We start from the raw sequence: 16,053 nt of genomic DNA, 5'->3' as shown, positions 1-16,053 counted from the left end.
GTCTCTGCATATTTATAAAGTAAGTGTACCAAATATTCGTTTTTAACGCAAAGAACCTTGCTTATTTCATTTACCAACTTTTGGGTAAACGAAAAAGTTTCGTGCCGCTGTTTAGCCGACCCGGAACTTCTCATGCTTTCTATAATGATAGGGACCTAATCTGAGCCTTTCAATCCATGGTCACCAATGTCAGTGCGGTAGATCAAAGCCCCCAGCGATAACCGATCAAGCTGTTGGTAGACACGTTGCTGTGCTGACTTTAAATCGGCGGCGTGAGCAGCCACCAACATGGCCCGACCACCGGTGCTGATCAGTTGGTCGGGCGCCCCACCCACGCTAGCATAGTCTGCCCCGGCGACGGTTGGAACGGGTACACCGAGTTGTGGCTTGCTAGGATAGCCTGGTGCCGCTAAGACCACGCCTAAATACGTGTCCGTCGTTTGCCAGTCTAAGGTCGGTTGCTGGCCGTGTAAGAGGTCCACGATGACCTGGTAGAAGTCACTTTGTAATTGCGGCAGTAAAACCTGGGCTTCCGGGTCTCCTAGCCGCAGATTATATTCAATGACCTGCACCCCCGTTGGCGTCACGATACCGCCGACGTACAGGATCCCGGCAAATGACAGGCCATCAGCAATCAGCCCATCAATTGTTGGCTGAATAATCTTCTCAACCGTTTCTTGAAGGATATCGGCGGTCACTTGGGGCACTGGCGAATACGCCCCCATGCCCCCGGTATTGGGTCCTTTATCCTGATTCAACAGGCGTTTATGGTCTTGCGCAGTCGGCAATAGACCGTACTGGTCGCCACCGACAAACACCATCTGAGAGAATTCAAAACCCGTCAAATGGGCTTCAATCAACACCGGCCCACCAGCTGAAAAGGCCGCTTGCAAGGCTTGTTGCGCCATCTGGTGCGTTGTCGCCACCGTGACACCCTTGCCTGCCGCCAAACCATCCACCTTAATAACCTGAGGCAAATTGGCCTGATCACTGTAAGCAATTGCGGTCGCCACGTCCTCAAACAACTGGTAATCAGCGGTCGGAATCCCGTGGCGCCGCATAAATGTCTTGGCAAAGACCTTGGAGCTCTCTAACCGTGCCGTTTGCTGTTTGGGCCCAAACACTTGGAGCCCTGCCGCCTGGAAATAATCCACAACACCCGCGGCCAATGGCACTTCCGGGCCCACGACCGTCAGTGCAACCTGATGTTGCTGGGCAAAGGCAACCAATTTGGCAAAATCAAGTTCAGCAATGGCAACCGTTTCAATCTGGTCCAATTGCATCCCCGGATTTCCCGGCGCACAAAAAACGGTCGTGACCTGGGGACTCCGCAACAGTGCCTTGGCAATGGCGTGCTCACGGCCACCGCTACCGATTACGAAAACTTCTGCCATAGTTGACTCTCCTCCATTTTTACTTAAATTTTCTTCGTCGCAATCAATTCTGCTAAAACCTCTGGGTACAGGTCATGTTCGGCCCGATGAATACGTTCGGTTAGGCTAGTCAAGGTGTCATTAGGGGCCACGGGAACCCGCTGTTGACGAATAATTTGCCCCGTGTCGATCCCCGCATCAATAAAATGGACCGTCACCCCGGTCTCAGAAACGCCGGCTGCAAAGGCATCCGCGATTCCCTGTCTGCCCGGAAACTTGGGTAATAATGCCGGATGTAGATTAATAATGCGGTGGGGATACGCCGTTAGTAGCGTCTTCCCCACGATACGCATGTAGCCCGCCAGCAAAATGGCCGCTACCTGGTGCGCACGTAAACTGGTTAAAATAGCCGTCTCGGCAGCCGCCTTCGTAGCAAAATTCTTGTAGTTAATCACAAACACTGGCACACCGACCGCTTCGGCCCGCTCAATAACTGGGGCATTGGCCTGATCACAAACCAGTAGCACAATTTCTGCTGGAATTTTCCGTTGCCCGATGGCTGACTGGAGCGCACTGAAGTTGGTCCCCGTTCCTGAGGCAAAAATGGCAATGCGTTTAACCATCCGTCGCCTCCCGAAAAGTCACTGGTTCTTCACCGGTGACGACCTGCCCAACTTGGTAGGCGACTTGATCAACCGCGGCTAAGCTGGCAAGGACTGGTGCAACTCGTTCCGGATGAACGACCAGCACCATCCCCAGACCTAGGTTAAATGTTGAGCGGACATCCGTGGGCGTCAGTTGCCCCAAATCAGCTAAGACGGTCATGATTGGCGGCACTGGCCAGCTTCCCAACTCAAATTGGGCGCTTAACTTCTCCGGCAGAGCTCGAGCCACGTTTTCAATCAGCCCCCCACCAGTAATGTGAGCGATGCTGACAACCAATTTTTGTTGTACCAATGGTAAGACGCTACTGACATAGATTTTAGTTGGTCGTAATAATTCTGCGCCAAGAGGTTGCCCCACCGTTGGAAAAACATGGTCGAGTGAAAAATGATGCTGTTTAAATAAGATGTCCCGAACCAGACTGAACCCGTTGGCGTGTAAGCCATTGGCTGGCAAGCCAATCAACACATCACCTGCCCGCACTTGACTCGAATCGAGCAAGGCCGACCGGTCCGCAATGCCAACCGCAAAACCCGCGAGGTCGTAATGACCATGCGCATACATGTCCGGCATTTCTGCTGTCTCGCCGCCAATCAGTGCGACGCCAGCCTCCTGACACCCTGCGACCACGCCCTTCATAATGGCTGCTACCTGATCTTGATCAGTATGACCCAAGCCCAAATAATCCAAGAAAAATTGGGGTTGCGCGCCCTGAGCAAGAATATCATTCACACACATCGCGACTAAATCGATGCCAATGGTCTCGTGCTGCTGGGCAGCAATCGCCACTAGTAATTTGGTTCCCACGCCATCCGTGCCAGCAACCAGCACTGGATCGTTCATGACGGTCTCGGCAGCCAACGGAAAAAGACCCCCAAAGGCCCCCAGTTGGCGGTTACCACTTAATGCCTTCACGGTCTTCAGCACTTCATAGCCAGCATTTAGATCCACACCTGCCTTTTTGTAGGCCTCACTCATGCCTGCTTCCTCCTTACTTCTTTAGCCACTGCATTTCTTCGTCAAATTCAGCCTGGTAATCATATAAAGGTGTCGGATAGTCCCCGTTGAAGTAGGCCATACACAGCCCACCATAGGGGTCAGCCACGTCCAGACCCACTGAATCAATCACACCTTGTTCACTCAGGAAGCCCAGGGAATCTGCCCCAAATGAGCTACACATCTCAGGAATCGTTTTCTGGGCTGCCACTAGTTCCTTGGTTGTCTGAATATCAATCCCATAGAAACAAGGGAAGCGTAGCGGCGGTGACGCAATCCGCAAGTGCACGGCACTAGCTCCAGCATCCTTCAACAATTTCACAATTCGCCGACAAGTGGTCCCGCGAACAATTGAATCATCAATCAAAACGACCTGTTTCCCAGCGACCACACCTTGGACGGCGGACAACTTCATCCGTACCCCCTGTTCTCGCAGTGCTTGGGTCGGCTGAATGAAGGTTCGCGAAGAATATTGGTTTTTGATCAAGCCCATTTCGTACGGTAGTCCACTAGCCTCAGCATACCCCGTTGCGGCTGATAGCGAAGAATTAGGCACCCCCACCACAATATCCGCATCGACTGGTTGCTCTTTAGCTAGTTGAGCGCCCATGCGTTTCCGGGCCGAATGCACGTTAACACCATAAATATTAGAGTCCGGGCGCGCAAAGTAAATGAATTCCATTGAACAAATAGCTAAATTTCCCGCTGTGGTGTAGTGATCAACGGTCAGCCCCTGATCATCAATTGTCAGTAACTCACCCGGATGAACATCCTGGATGAACTTGGCACCCACGGCATCCAGTGCACACGTCTCGCTACAAACCACGTAGCCTCCGGTGGGCAATTGCCCCACGACCAATGGCCGCAAACCATTCGGATCTAACGCCGCAAACAACCGATCATTTGTTAATAGCAGGTAAGCAAAGCCGCCATGGACCTGGCGTAATGCCTCTTTTAACTGGCCAGTCAGGGTTGGTGATTGGCTCCGGCGAACTAGATGCATGAGAATTTCACTATCAGAACTCGCATGAAAGATTGCCCCGGCAGCCTCTAAACGATGCCGCAACGTTTTGGCATTGGTTAAATTGCCATTGTGAGCTAAAGCAAACTGGGCGTCGCTGAAATTGAATTCCAGTGGCTGGATGTTTTCAATGCCATGGTTGCCGGCGGTGGCGTACCGCACATGGCCAACCGCAGCCGTTCCAGTCAACTGCTCTAAGCGCCGCGGTTCCCGAAAAACATCGGCTAGCAAACCTAATCCCCGTTCTGACCGGAGCTGACCCCCATTATTTGCGGTAATACCAGCCCCTTCTTGCCCTCGATGCTGTAGCGCATGCAGCCCAAAGTAAGTGAGCTTGGCCGCATCCGGTGAGCCCCAGACGCCAAAGACGCCGCACTCTTCATTCAGGCCTTTTATTTCAACAGACACGGTAACGCTCCTTCCCATAACTTTTTCGCTTCACTGACGGGCAAATCAAAGGTCTGATCAGCCGTCTTGACCCATAGCCGGTCTTCCACTGTGGTGACACCCAAATAAGTGACCGTCTCTTGCATCAAGGCCTCAAACGCCGCCTGATGTTCCGGTGCTACCGAAACCACAAAGCGTGATTGCGTTTCCGCAAAGAACTGAACGGCTGGTAATTGACTGGTCAATGCCACTCCTAAGTCACCGCCAAAACATGATTCGGCAATCGTCGTGATCAGTCCCCCCTCAGAGACATCGTGGGCACTGGCAACTAGTCCTGCTTGGATAGCTTCTAGGACAAGCTTTTGATGGTGATGCTCCGTCGCCAGGTCAAAGTCAAACAAATTGCCGCTGACTTGGCCCGTCAACATCTTCTGGCACTCGCTTCCATTGAAATCGGCATGCGTCGCACCCACCACATAAACCTTGTCTCCGGCCTGCTTGAAGTCTTGCGTTGTCACGTCACGTAAATGCTTAATCAACCCGACCATCCCAATCATCGGGGTCGGATAAATCGGTTCACCATTTGACTCATTGTTCAACGACACGTTTCCCGAAATGACTGGCGTATTAAACAACTGACATGCCCGACTAATTCCTTGAGCGGCTTCATCCAAGTCATAAAACTGTTCGGGCTTTTCTGGATTACCAAAGTTCAAGCAGTCCGTGATTCCCAGAGGTAACCCTCCTGAAGCGACGATATTTCTAGCGGCCTCCGCCACAGCCATTTCACCACCGACACGTGGATTGAGATGAAGGTAACGCCCATTCACATCCGTTGTCATGGCAAGTGCCTTGTCTGTTTGGTGAATCCGGATCACCCCAGCATCTGAACCCGGTCGGACAACCGTGTTGGTCTGAACTTGGGAATCATACGTTTCAAACAGCGAGCGCTTGGAAGCAATTGTGGGCTGCTGTAATAACTGCTTTAGTGTTGCCGTCACATCCGTGATTACTGGCACAAATTGTGTGACGGACTGTTGGTCCAGTCGCTGTGGGCGGCTCTTTTCTCGTTGATAGACCGGTGCTTGCGTCGCCAAGGCATCAACTGGTACATCGGCTTCCATCACCCCGTGATGTACCAACTGATACTGATGTCCCGGAACCACTTCACCAATGACCACCGCATCTAACCCGTATTTATCAAAGACTTCACGAATTTCCGCCGCTGATCCTTGCTTAATACATAACAACATGCGTTCTTGTGATTCCGACAGCATTAACTCAAACGCTGTCATATCAGCTTCACGTTGGGGAACTAAATCCAAATTGAGCTTAAGGCCGCTTCCCGCTTTGGACGCCATTTCCGCCGAAGACGAAACCAAGCCAGCCGCACCCATATCCTGAATACCCACTAAGCTGTCACGATGTTCGTGAATGACTTCTAGGCAGGCATCCATCAACAGTTTTTCCATGAATGGATCACCAACCTGCACCGCCGAACGTTGCGTTTCCTTGGCATCGTTGAATTCTGCCGACGCAAAGGATGCGCCGTTGATGCCATCCCGCCCGGTCTTGGCGCCCACATAGATAATCTGGTTGCCGACCCCGGTCGCCTGACCCTTCTGCATGTCTGAATGATTTAAGAGGCCAATGCACATCGCATTCACTAGTGGATTCTTCTGGTAACACGTATCAAACGCCATATCCCCACCAATTGTGGGAATCCCAATACAGTTGCCATAGCCCCCGATTCCGGCCACCACTTGTGAAATCAAATAGGTCGTTGCCGAATCCGTGGGCTCACCGAAACGTAGGCTATCGAGCAGTGCTACTGGCTTGGCCCCCATTGAGAAAATATCGCGGATGATACCCCCTACGCCGGTTGCGGCCCCCTCATAGGGCTCTACCGCTGACGGATGGTTATGACTTTCTGCCTTAAAGACCACGGCCTGGCCATCACCAATATCAATGATGCCGGCGCCTTCGCCCGGGCCCGCTAGGACGTGATCTCCCTGGGTCCAAAACTTTTTTAGTACTGGCTTAGAATTTTTGTAGGAACAGTGTTCACTCCACATCCCCGAGAAAAGACCGACTTCAGTATAGTTGGGTAATCGATGGAGGACTTGTTCACAAATGAGGTGATACTCATCCGCCGTGAGGCCCAGCTGCTGGTAGGCTTGCGTATCCCGGATGGCTTCCGGCGTTAATTTAGCGGTTTTCAACATGCGCATCCCCCTGTACATGATTCATTAACAATGAGTCAAAGATACCCAACCCATCAACGGAACCCAAAATTGTTTCAACTGCCCGTTCTGGATGGGGCATCATCCCCAGCACGTTGCCGCGACGATTCACAATCCCGGCAATATTCGCCACACTACCGTTAGGATTATCGACATATTCAAAGACAATCTGATTGTGTGCTTTTAGTTCGGCCAACGTAGCGGCATCGCAATAATAGTTCCCTTCGCCATGCGCAATCGGTAATTTGATGTCTTGATGACGCGCATACGCGGTAGTGAACCGGGTCTGGGTGTTGCTGACGTGGAGGGGGCTGACCTGGCAAATAAACTTGGATGATTCATTTGCCTGTAGGGCACCTGGCAGCAGGCCCGCCTCCGTCAAAATTTGAAACCCGTTGCAGATTCCCATCACTGGCTTGCCGGCATTGGCAAATTCTTTTACCGCCGTCATCACTGGTGCAAAGCGGGCAATCGCCCCGCTCCGAAGGTAATCCCCATACGAAAATCCGCCAGGCAGAATGACCGCATCATAGCCGCTCAAATCGGTGGTGGTTGCGGGCACTAAATCAGCCGGCGTGTGTAAACAATCACGCAGAGCATTCAATAAATCATAGTCGCAATTAGAACCCGGAAAAACGGGGATGGCAAACTTCATGGTTTAAGCCTCCAACTCTGTGATTTCGTAACGATAAGTCTCCATGTTCACGTTAGCCAGTAAGCGGTCGCACATTTCATCGACCTGTTCGGCTAATGGCTTTTCTCCGGGAGTCAATTTAATTTCAAAGTATTTCCCCAGGGTAACCGCCGCCACATTTTCATAATCTAGCCGATGAAGCGCGTCCTTGATGGCCTCACCCTTCGGATCTAGAATCGATGGTTTATACGTCACGTAGACCTTTGCTAAATACATGGTTTCTCCTCCTCCACCGCAGCCAATCGCTTGAGCACCTCTGTGTAGACCTGGGTCAAGTCCCCGGAACTTTTGCGGAAGACATCTTTGTCCAATGACTCATGGGTTGCTTGATCAACCAGTCGACAACTATCCGGCGAGATTTCATCAGCTAATAGAACCGCTCCATCTGCCGTTACGCCAAATTCAATTTTAAAATCGACTAGCTGGACCTGCATCGCCCCGAAGATTTCTTGCAATCGATGATTGACCAATTGCGCTTGTCGCCGCATTTCAGCTAACGTGTCAGTACTAGCCACGTTCAGCGCCACAATTTGGGAGTCGTTAATGAATGGATCATCTAACTGATCACTCTTATAGAAAAATTCCATGACTGGTTCTGAAAAAGGCATTAAATGATCAACCCCAAATTTTCGTTCAAAACTCCCGGATGCCGCGTTCCGAACCACCGTTTCCAAAGGAATCATGGTTACCCGGCGAACCAGCTGAACGTAAGCCGACTGCTGCGTGATAAAGTGATTGGCAATGCCATGCTTGGCCAGGTCTTGGAAAATCAGGCTAGCAATCCGATTGTTGAGCAGGCCCTTTTGTGCAATGGCAACTTTACGCTTGCCATTTAAGGCCGTTGCTTGATCTAAATACTCCACCCACAACACTTCTGGGTCGTTCGTTTCGTACATGGCCTTGGCCTTCCCCGTGTAAATCAGCCCTTGCTTGGTAATCTCTGTCATCGGTTATTGTTCCCCTTTCAACGCCGCTACAGTTGCTAAGGCAGCCTGTATATCCGCATTTAAAACCGTTGCGTGCCCCATCTTGCGTTGCTTTTTAATCTCTGCCTTGCCGTAATCGTGAAAATGCCACTCCGGATGTTGACTGAGCAGGTCGCGCGCCACCTGAAGGTCTGCCCCCAGTAGATTCCGCATGACCGCTGGGGTTGCCTGCATAATCTGGGGAATCGGCAACCCACAAATACTGCGGATGTGCGCCTCGAACTGTGAAATGTTGCACGCCTCAATGCTGTAATGCCCAGAATTGTGCGGTCGCGGTGCTAATTCATTCACTAAGAGCTCGCCATCAGGTAAGACAAAGAATTCAATCCCCAAGACCCCACGTAAATACAACGCCGCCGCAATCTTTGTGGCCAGTATTTGTGCGCGCTGATGCACAGCCGACGCAACCTGGGCTGGTGCAATCGTGGTATGCAGAATATGGTTTTGATGACGATTTTCTACCAGTGGAAAGGCCACCACGTTTCCCGCCGCATCACGAGTCACCATCATGGCAACCTCTAATTTAAAATCTTGTCGGCGTTCTAGGATGCACGGCCGTTGGCAAAGTTCCCGACTAGCTGCCGACAAGTCTGGCTGGTTGATATCGACCTGACCATGTCCGTCGTAGCCGCCTTCTAGCGTTTTCAAAATTGCTGGTGTCCCCAACTGTTCAACGGCCGTTTCTAACGCGACCGTTCCCTGAACCGCTGCGAACGGTGTGACCGGAATCCCTTGACTATGTAAAAATTGCTTTTCCGCCAAACGATTGCGGGTTAACCGCAACAGATCCGTCCCCTGGGGAATTCGGGTCAGCGACTGAACGGCATCTAAAGCCGCCACATCAACGTTTTCAAACTCGTAGGTCAGCACATCGCTGCGCTGAGCCAATTGCTTCAGAGCTGCGGTCTCCTGATAGTCCGCGACGATTTGAAAGTCGGCTACCTGTCCTGCCGGTGACTGAGGTGTGGGGTCTAGGATGCCCACGTGATAACCCATGGCTTTCGCACTCAGCGCTAACATTTGGCCCAACTGGCCACCGCCGACGATGCCAATCGTTGCTGGCGGTAAAATCGGTGTCTCAGAATTGCTGTTCACTTTGCGCCGCCTCCTCCCGTTGACGTTGTCGAAAGGCCTGGACCTGCGTCTGGATTCGCTGATCCTGTAAGCCTAAAATTTGGGCGGCTAATAACGCCGCGTTCTTGGCCCCAGCCGCACCAATTGCCATGGTGGCTACCGACACGCCGGCTGGCATTTGGACGATGGACAGGAGCGAATCCATGCCATTCAGCGCGTGCGACTGCATAGGTACGCCAATGACCGGGAGTACCGTATTTGCCGCGAGCATCCCCGGTAAGTGCGCCGCCCCGCCAGCCCCAGCAATAATGACCTGCAATCCCCGGTCCTGCGCCTGTTGGCCGTAGTCTTGTAACACATCTGGCATTCGGTGCGCTGAGATAATGCGTCGTTCGTAGTCGACCCCCAAGGTTGTCAATTGCTGCGCCGCTAACTGCATCGTGGGCCAATCCGAAATGGACCCCATGACTAAACCAACCTGCACCATGTCTATTCCTCCCGTTAGTCTATTTATTCGCTAAGTTTAGCAATTCGCCACCTGACTGTCAACTAAAAGACTAACAATTAGTCGATATAATTATTTTAATATTCGTTTTTACTAGAACTGTATTGCTGATAAATTCATTTTGCTATTTAAACATTTACCAATCACGAACTTCACGTAAAATAGAACTAACTTAATTTCTCTAAGATTTTCCCATAAAAAAAGAGACACCCGCAGGCATCTCTTTTTAAAACCATTTAATTACATTTCGTCAGGTGCTTGAACCCCTAACAGACGTAAGCTTTCCTTCAAGACCGTTGACACTGCCTTGACCAGAGCTAAACGTGCTGGCAAGCCCGCATCGTCCGCCAAAATCTTGGAGTGGGCGTAGTACTTGTTGAAGGTCTTAGCTAAACGAATCGCGTATTTCGCAATCACAGATGGTTCTAACTCATCGCAAGCCATCTTAACCATGGCTGGGAAGTCGGCCAAGGTCTTGATCGTATCCCAGGCTTCTGGATCAGAAACTTGGTTGCCATCAGCCTTGACTGCCACGTTGCCAGCCTTACGTAAGATACTTTCGGCCCGTACCCGTGAGTATTGGACGTAAGGACCGGTTTCCCCTTCGAACTTCAATTGATCAGCGAGCACGAAGTCAATGTTGTTGGTCCGTTCGTTCTTCAAATCACCGAAGACAATGGCACCAACCCCAACCTGCTTGGCAACTTCTTCCTTGTTAGCCAAGTTAGGGTTCTTTTCGTTGATTTCTTCGCCGGCCAACTTAACAGATTCTTCAAGAACCTTGTCCAGCAAGATGATCCGACCAGAACGCGTGGAAAGTTTCTTCCCATCAACGGTGATCAGTCCAAATGGCACGTGTTGAACGTCATCAGCTGATGGCACGCCCATTTCCTGCAAGACAGCCTTCAATTGCTTGAAGTAGTAGGTTTGTTCTGACCCAACCACGTACAAGTTCTTGGCTGGCTTGTAAGTCCGGTCACGGTACAGGGCCGTGGCGATATCCCGCGTAATGTACAGTGAAGCGCCATCACTCTTCAGAATCAAGGCTGGGTTCAAGTCGTGCTTGCTCAGGTCAACCACTTGGGCACCTTGAGATTCAACCAGTAAATGCTTGTCCTTCAAGATTTGAACGACTTCTGCTAACTTATCGTTGTAGAAGGCTTCCCCATTGTAGGTATCAAAGGTAACCCCTAATTTTTCATAAACGTCGTTGAATTCTTGCAATGAGGCCTTCCGGAACCAATCCCAGAGACGGTGAGCTTCAGGATCGCCATTTTCTAGCTTTCTGAACCATTCCCGGGCTTCATCGTCCAGTTCTGGCTTGTCCACGTCTTCTTTATGGAAACGAACATAATATTCGACTAATTTGTTAATCGGGTCAGCTTTAACATCGGCTTCGTTCCCCCACAGCTTGTAGGCCGTGATGAGCTTCCCAAATTGCGTCCCCCAGTCACCCAGGTGATTGTCTTTGATTGGGTTGTAACCGTTCTTGGTCAAGATTTCAGCGATGGAGTTCCCAATCACCGTTGACCGCAAGTGACCCATAGACATTGGCTTAGCAATGTTTGGTGAGGACATATCGATTGGCACGTTACCACCGTTACCATCGTCGTTTTGACCGTAGCTGGCGCCGGCCGTTAAGACCGTGTTCAACGTTTCTTCACTATAAGCGCTCTTATCAAAGAAGAAGTTCAGGTAAGGACCCACGACTTCAACCTTTTCAAAGCCCGTCTTATCTAGCTTGTCCGCCAAATCCTGGGCAATTTGTTGGGGTGCTTGGTGCAACAACTTAGCCAAGGTAAAGGTTGGGAACGCCATGTCCCCTTTGTCTGACGTCTTAGGACGTTCTAACTTAGCCGCAATATCTTCTGCGGATAATTGGCCATCCAGCGCGGTAGCTAAGGCATTGGTAACTGTTTGTTTGTAATCCATACTAGTTCCTCCTCGTATTCTTCTCAAGAGCATCGTCAATCTCAGGCGATTCACGGGATAAAAAAAGTCCCCTACAAAATAAATTGTAAGAGACGAGATGACCCGCGGTACCACTCTGATTGACTTTAAAGTCCACTTTAAAATTCTGTTTAAATGACACCAATTGCTCCGTTCCGTTAGGGTCCTTGTCCGGCTCGCAGCACTCCGGACTCGCTGAAAAGGATTTCCACAACGTACTATTTCAATGGCGATAAATGCCTTCGAATAATAAGAAAGACGACCAAGACTGGCCGCCCAACATTCGAAAGCGGGTGACGGGAATCGGACCCGCGACGCAAGCTTGGGAAGCTTGAATTTTACCACTAAACTACACCCGCACAACACAAATGAGTATAGCATACCATTTGTGAGTTGTCATCGTTTTTTGCAAATAAATTCAAAAAAGTTTTGAAAAACTAATTTTCATCCGCACTGTTTCCCGTAATTTTAGCAGCAGACTTCCGCACAACAGCGCGGTTGTTCATGTCGCCAACGGCAGTTTTGTCGGCAGGATCGTAGTCCCGAATCTCAACTAAAACTGAATTATCATACACTTTGGTAACTTCCCCAGTGAAATCGTGTTCCAGAGGACCAAATTTTTTCGCCGCAACGTAATCGCCAATCTTAATCTCTTGAGTCTCAGCCATTGTTCGTCGCTCCTTTCGTATGCAAAGTAATATTATAGCCATGTTTCAGCAGTGAAGCAAGTAAAGTTCCCTCCCAGACCTAATGATTTCCCCCAGTACCACCGTTTACGCCCGCTTTCTCGTGGCTTGCAATCTAATTGTAAGGTGATTGAAACAAAATGAGAAAGCCGAACCTTATCTGCTATTTAGCAGCTGTGTTCATTAAAGAACGAACAATAATTTCATTTTTAACTCCAATGTCATTTTCAACCACAAATTGCCGAACAACAGGATATTTCGGCGAATTCCTAAACCATACTCAAATTGGTCTAAATAAGTTATAATCTAGTCGTTGTGTTAGTTCGTTTTTATTCAATAGGAAATTTCATAGGAGGAGAAGACATTATGAAGAAATGGCAACGTTGGGCGGTTCGGGGAATCGCTCTTACGGCGGGCTGTTTAGGCCTTTTCTGGTCAACAGCAACGGCCAGCGCCAATGCAATTAATACTTATATTGCCAATCAGCAATATGCAACACCCAAAATCACGAAGAATATCTGGCCGACTTTTCCTAAGAATAGCTACCGGAATGGGAAGCCTGAAGGGGTCGTGGTCCACGAAACGGCCAACCCCAACTCGACGATTTACGGTGAAATTTCTTATATGAAGAATAATTATCAATCGGCCTTCGTCCACACCTTCGTGGATGCTAGCAGTATCATCAACATCGCCAACACAAATTACTTATGCTGGGGAGCTGGTCCCATTGCCAACGCCCGCTACGTCCAATTCGAACAAGTCGAGGTCCACAGCAAGGCGGCCTTCGCATCCGAATTGAACAATGCCGCTTACTACACGGCTTACATCCTTAACCAGTATGGCCTGTCACCAAAGCGTAACGTGACGGTTCTCTCCCACCACGATGTGTCTAACAACCTCGGTGGCACGAACCATACCGACCCCGATGGTTACTGGAAGGCCAACGCCAGCGCCTACTTCGGCACGACCTACACCATGAATGACTTCATGACGCTGGTCAACACCCAATACGCTAACCTCGGTGGTACGACCACTGACAGCACGGATACGACCGATACGACTGACACTTCGACGGATCATACCGTGACGGCGCCTAAGAAGACGGTCAAGTACAACCACGGTGGCAACAATGAAACGGCTACCCTGGCTAACAACTATACCAAGTGGACCGTCTACAACCACGTCAAGGGCACGAGCGGTGCTTACAAGATCGGTTGGGGGCGCCTGAGTGCGGACCATCGTGGCGCGAAGGTCTACGTTGACTCTCGTGGCGTGAAAAAAGGCGGTTGGAGTGGTACCTGGTACCGGATTCGCTTTGGCAAGAATTCAACGGCGAAATACTGGGTCTACAGTAAGACCTTGAACTTCCCCAAGGTCACTTACAGTGATGCCAGCGGGACTTACACCCTGAACACCGACACCAACTACAAGATGACGAATCACGTATTAAACTCAAATTACCTGTCCAAGACGACGGCGCACACGCAGGACTTCCCTGCTGGCACCAAGGTCAAAGTGAACAAGTCTGGTCTTAAGGCCAGCGACGGTTCGACCTGGTACCGCGTCACCTTAAACGATAAAGCTTACTGGATTCCAGCAGCCGGCTTGAACGGCAACGCTTAACTTACCTAAGGCGCGGAACGCATCTGTTTCGCGCCTTTTTTGAAAGGATCGTTCCCGATGAATAAAATTATTTTCTACGGTGCCACCTCCCTCGACGGCTATCTAGCCACCCCCGAGGACAGTATCGACTGGCTCACCCAACTGCCCGACATCCCCGCCGATGCCGGTGTCCAGGTGCTTTCCCAGATGACCAACGCCATCATGGGTCGTGTTACCTACGATTTCGTGGCTAAAATGGCGCCTGACGCCCCGTTTAACCCTGCCAACCCAGGAATGCACAATTACGTTTTAACCCGGGAGAACCGGCAGAATTTGCCGTTAACGACCTTCACTGATACCGACGTGGTCACCCTTGCCCGCCAACTCAAGCAGGCGGACGGCAACGTCTGGATTGTGGGCGGTGCCAGCGTTTTGACCCCCTTACTAGCTGCCGACCTCGTTGATGAACTCTACTTACAGCTTGCCCCCATCCTGTTGGGTCAAGGTAAACGTCTGTGGGGAGAACTCGCGGCGCCCCATCAATTCACCTTGATGCAGGCCCACACCCTCGGGCCACTGGCCGAATTGGTCTATCAGCGCAGAAATTAGTAACGCTTGACCACGCGAGTATGGTACGCTTAATTTAGTTTTTACGCGAAGGATCGGTCGGTATGTGGTTAGGCCTACATTTTTGGACCTGGATAGTTTTAACAATTTTAGTTGTCGGTGGCTTGACCCGCCATTCAGAAAAACGGGCCACGCAATTCTTGATTCTGGCGCGGATTGCGTATTTAGTCATGATCATCAGTGGGGTCGTTTTAAGCATTCGGACCTTTAGCCACGCTCCCCTGCTCATCAGCCTGAAGTTTCTGCTGGGTATCGGCACGATTGCCCTTATCGAAATCAGCTTCGGCCGGAAGATGGAGCGCAACACGCCTCACTTGGTCTATTGGATTCTGGGCGTGGTTGCCCTCGCAACGATTGGCTTGGGACTCACGCTGGGCCTTCACTAAATTTAACGATTAACGTTTGGGACCTGGCTGACTGGCTGGGTCCTTTTTGGTCGTTGTTTGCTTTTTCCATTAGCGCCACTAAAAAAGGAATCACTCACCCTCCATACGGAGAAGCTGAGCGATTCCTTTTCAAATGGCTTAATCTTTATTGCGTAGCTTGGACAAGGCCATCTCAATCGTCCGGTCAACCAAAACGGATTGGCTGTCAACGATTGGGTACGTCTTTTCCGGTTCGCGTTCCTGGGCTAAGGATAATTCCGTGCAGCCCAGAATCACGACATCGGCGTGTTGGTCTTCAATCATTTCGCGAATAATGCGGTGGAATAAATCGGCATCCACGTCATTTTTTTGCTTAATGTGGTCGTAAATCAACGACATCGTTTCCGCTTCGATTTCCGGCGTTGGCAACACGGGCGTTAACCCGGCCGCATTAATCTCGTCTTCATAAACCTTATCGGTGATGGTTCCCTGCGTCCCGGTAATCCCAATGCGCTTGGCATTCGGGAACTTGCGCTTGATTTCGTTCACCGCTTCCCACGGCATGTGCAGGATGGGGACATCGGTTGCCGCCTTCAGGTCATCATAAAAGTAATGCGCCGTGTTACATGGCAACGTGAAAAAGGCTGGGCCCAGTTGACTCTGCTGGCGAATATCGTCTAGCAGACTGGGTAACGGATTGGGCTGACTGTGATCCAAAATGTAGGCTGTCCGATCCGGTACCGTCGCGTGGTTGACCAAAATATAATTCAAATAATCTTGATCGGCGTGGGCGGGCGTCCGAGCATTTAACAAATGAAGATAGCTCTCGGTTGCCATGGTCCCCATGCCGCCAATAATCGTAAAGAATTTTTTCATGGTGG

Annotated in this window: 16 protein-coding genes and 1 tRNA gene; 3 read left to right on the top strand and 14 right to left on the bottom strand. The window is 50.6% G+C overall.

Features of this window, described 5'->3' with window-relative positions; genetic code table 11:
* Positions 1-155: 155 nt before the first annotated feature.
* The 13 genes from purD to ACEPST_RS11020 form a co-directional block, all read right to left on the bottom strand.
* Positions 156-1,394, bottom strand: a complete 1,239-nt coding sequence (gene purD / locus ACEPST_RS11080; RefSeq protein WP_204121811.1) for a phosphoribosylamine--glycine ligase — start codon at positions 1,392-1,394, stop codon at positions 156-158.
* A 23-nt stretch (positions 1,395-1,417) separates the two neighbouring features.
* The gene (gene purN, locus ACEPST_RS11075; RefSeq protein WP_204121812.1) at positions 1,418-1,996 is read right to left on the bottom strand and encodes a phosphoribosylglycinamide formyltransferase; all 579 of its coding nucleotides are present in this window, start codon (positions 1,994-1,996) and stop codon (positions 1,418-1,420) included.
* A complete protein-coding gene (gene purM, locus ACEPST_RS11070; protein ID WP_204121813.1) occupies positions 1,989-3,014 on the bottom strand; it encodes a phosphoribosylformylglycinamidine cyclo-ligase in 1,026 nt (341 codons plus the stop codon). Before purM ends, purN begins: the two co-directional genes overlap by 8 nt.
* 13 nt (positions 3,015-3,027) lie before the next feature.
* Positions 3,028-4,461, bottom strand: a complete 1,434-nt coding sequence (gene purF, locus ACEPST_RS11065) for an amidophosphoribosyltransferase (RefSeq protein ID WP_204121814.1) — start codon at positions 4,459-4,461, stop codon at positions 3,028-3,030.
* Positions 4,446-6,665 (bottom strand): phosphoribosylformylglycinamidine synthase subunit PurL, encoded by a 2,220-nt coding sequence (gene purL, locus ACEPST_RS11060; RefSeq protein ID WP_204121815.1) that lies wholly within the window; start codon positions 6,663-6,665, stop codon positions 4,446-4,448. The genes purF and purL overlap by 16 nt, the downstream gene beginning before the upstream one ends.
* On the bottom strand, positions 6,649-7,338 hold the full coding sequence (gene purQ, locus ACEPST_RS11055; protein ID WP_203645929.1) for a phosphoribosylformylglycinamidine synthase subunit PurQ: 690 nt from the start codon (positions 7,336-7,338) through the stop codon (positions 6,649-6,651). The genes purL and purQ overlap by 17 nt, the downstream gene beginning before the upstream one ends.
* Before the next feature lie 3 nt (positions 7,339-7,341).
* Positions 7,342-7,593, bottom strand: a complete 252-nt coding sequence (purS, locus tag ACEPST_RS11050) for a phosphoribosylformylglycinamidine synthase subunit PurS (RefSeq protein WP_203645928.1) — start codon at positions 7,591-7,593, stop codon at positions 7,342-7,344.
* The gene (gene purC / locus ACEPST_RS11045; protein WP_204122011.1) at positions 7,584-8,324 is read right to left on the bottom strand and encodes a phosphoribosylaminoimidazolesuccinocarboxamide synthase; all 741 of its coding nucleotides are present in this window, start codon (positions 8,322-8,324) and stop codon (positions 7,584-7,586) included. Before purC ends, purS begins: the two co-directional genes overlap by 10 nt.
* Before the next feature lie 3 nt (positions 8,325-8,327).
* The gene (gene purK, locus ACEPST_RS11040; RefSeq protein WP_395390816.1) at positions 8,328-9,458 is read right to left on the bottom strand and encodes a 5-(carboxyamino)imidazole ribonucleotide synthase; all 1,131 of its coding nucleotides are present in this window, start codon (positions 9,456-9,458) and stop codon (positions 8,328-8,330) included.
* Positions 9,442-9,924 carry a 5-(carboxyamino)imidazole ribonucleotide mutase gene (purE, locus tag ACEPST_RS11035; protein WP_204122009.1) on the bottom strand — a complete coding sequence of 161 codons (483 nt, stop codon included), beginning with the start codon at positions 9,922-9,924 and terminating at the stop codon, positions 9,442-9,444. Before purE ends, purK begins: the two co-directional genes overlap by 17 nt.
* Positions 9,925-10,182: 258 nt before the next feature.
* Positions 10,183-11,874: an arginine--tRNA ligase gene (argS, locus tag ACEPST_RS11030; RefSeq protein ID WP_204122008.1), complete on the bottom strand. Its 1,692-nt coding sequence runs from the start codon at positions 11,872-11,874 to the stop codon at positions 10,183-10,185.
* 306 nt (positions 11,875-12,180) lie between these two features.
* Positions 12,181-12,251: transfer RNA gene (locus tag ACEPST_RS11025), tRNA-Gly, on the bottom strand.
* 78 nt (positions 12,252-12,329) lie between these two features.
* Positions 12,330-12,560 (bottom strand): DUF2187 domain-containing protein, encoded by a 231-nt coding sequence (locus tag ACEPST_RS11020; protein WP_203645913.1) that lies wholly within the window; start codon positions 12,558-12,560, stop codon positions 12,330-12,332.
* Positions 12,561-12,944: 384 nt separating this feature from the next.
* Here ACEPST_RS11020 and ACEPST_RS11015 point away from each other — a divergent pair, with 384 nt between their 5' ends.
* From ACEPST_RS11015 to ACEPST_RS11005, 3 genes are all read left to right on the top strand, one after another.
* The gene (locus tag ACEPST_RS11015) at positions 12,945-14,201 is read left to right on the top strand and encodes an N-acetylmuramoyl-L-alanine amidase family protein (protein ID WP_204122007.1); all 1,257 of its coding nucleotides are present in this window, start codon (positions 12,945-12,947) and stop codon (positions 14,199-14,201) included.
* A gap of 57 nt (positions 14,202-14,258) precedes the next feature.
* Positions 14,259-14,789 carry a dihydrofolate reductase family protein gene (locus tag ACEPST_RS11010; protein ID WP_204122006.1) on the top strand — a complete coding sequence of 177 codons (531 nt, stop codon included), beginning with the start codon at positions 14,259-14,261 and terminating at the stop codon, positions 14,787-14,789.
* 62 nt (positions 14,790-14,851) lie between these two features.
* Positions 14,852-15,193 carry a YisL family protein gene (locus ACEPST_RS11005; protein WP_203645907.1) on the top strand — a complete coding sequence of 114 codons (342 nt, stop codon included), beginning with the start codon at positions 14,852-14,854 and terminating at the stop codon, positions 15,191-15,193.
* Positions 15,194-15,331: 138 nt separating this feature from the next.
* Here the strand turns inward: ACEPST_RS11005 and ACEPST_RS11000 are convergent, their stop codons facing one another.
* A complete protein-coding gene (locus ACEPST_RS11000; RefSeq protein ID WP_204122005.1) occupies positions 15,332-16,048 on the bottom strand; it encodes an aspartate/glutamate racemase family protein in 717 nt (238 codons plus the stop codon).
* Positions 16,049-16,053 lie beyond the last annotated feature (5 nt).

Origin of the sequence: Levilactobacillus sp. FUA 3915, assembly GCF_044053135.1 — a bacterium.
Lineage (GTDB): Bacteria > Bacillota > Bacilli > Lactobacillales > Lactobacillaceae > Levilactobacillus > Levilactobacillus lanxiensis.
Note: the sequence above shows the minus strand (reverse complement) of the source record. Positions and strands in the feature narration are given on the sequence as shown.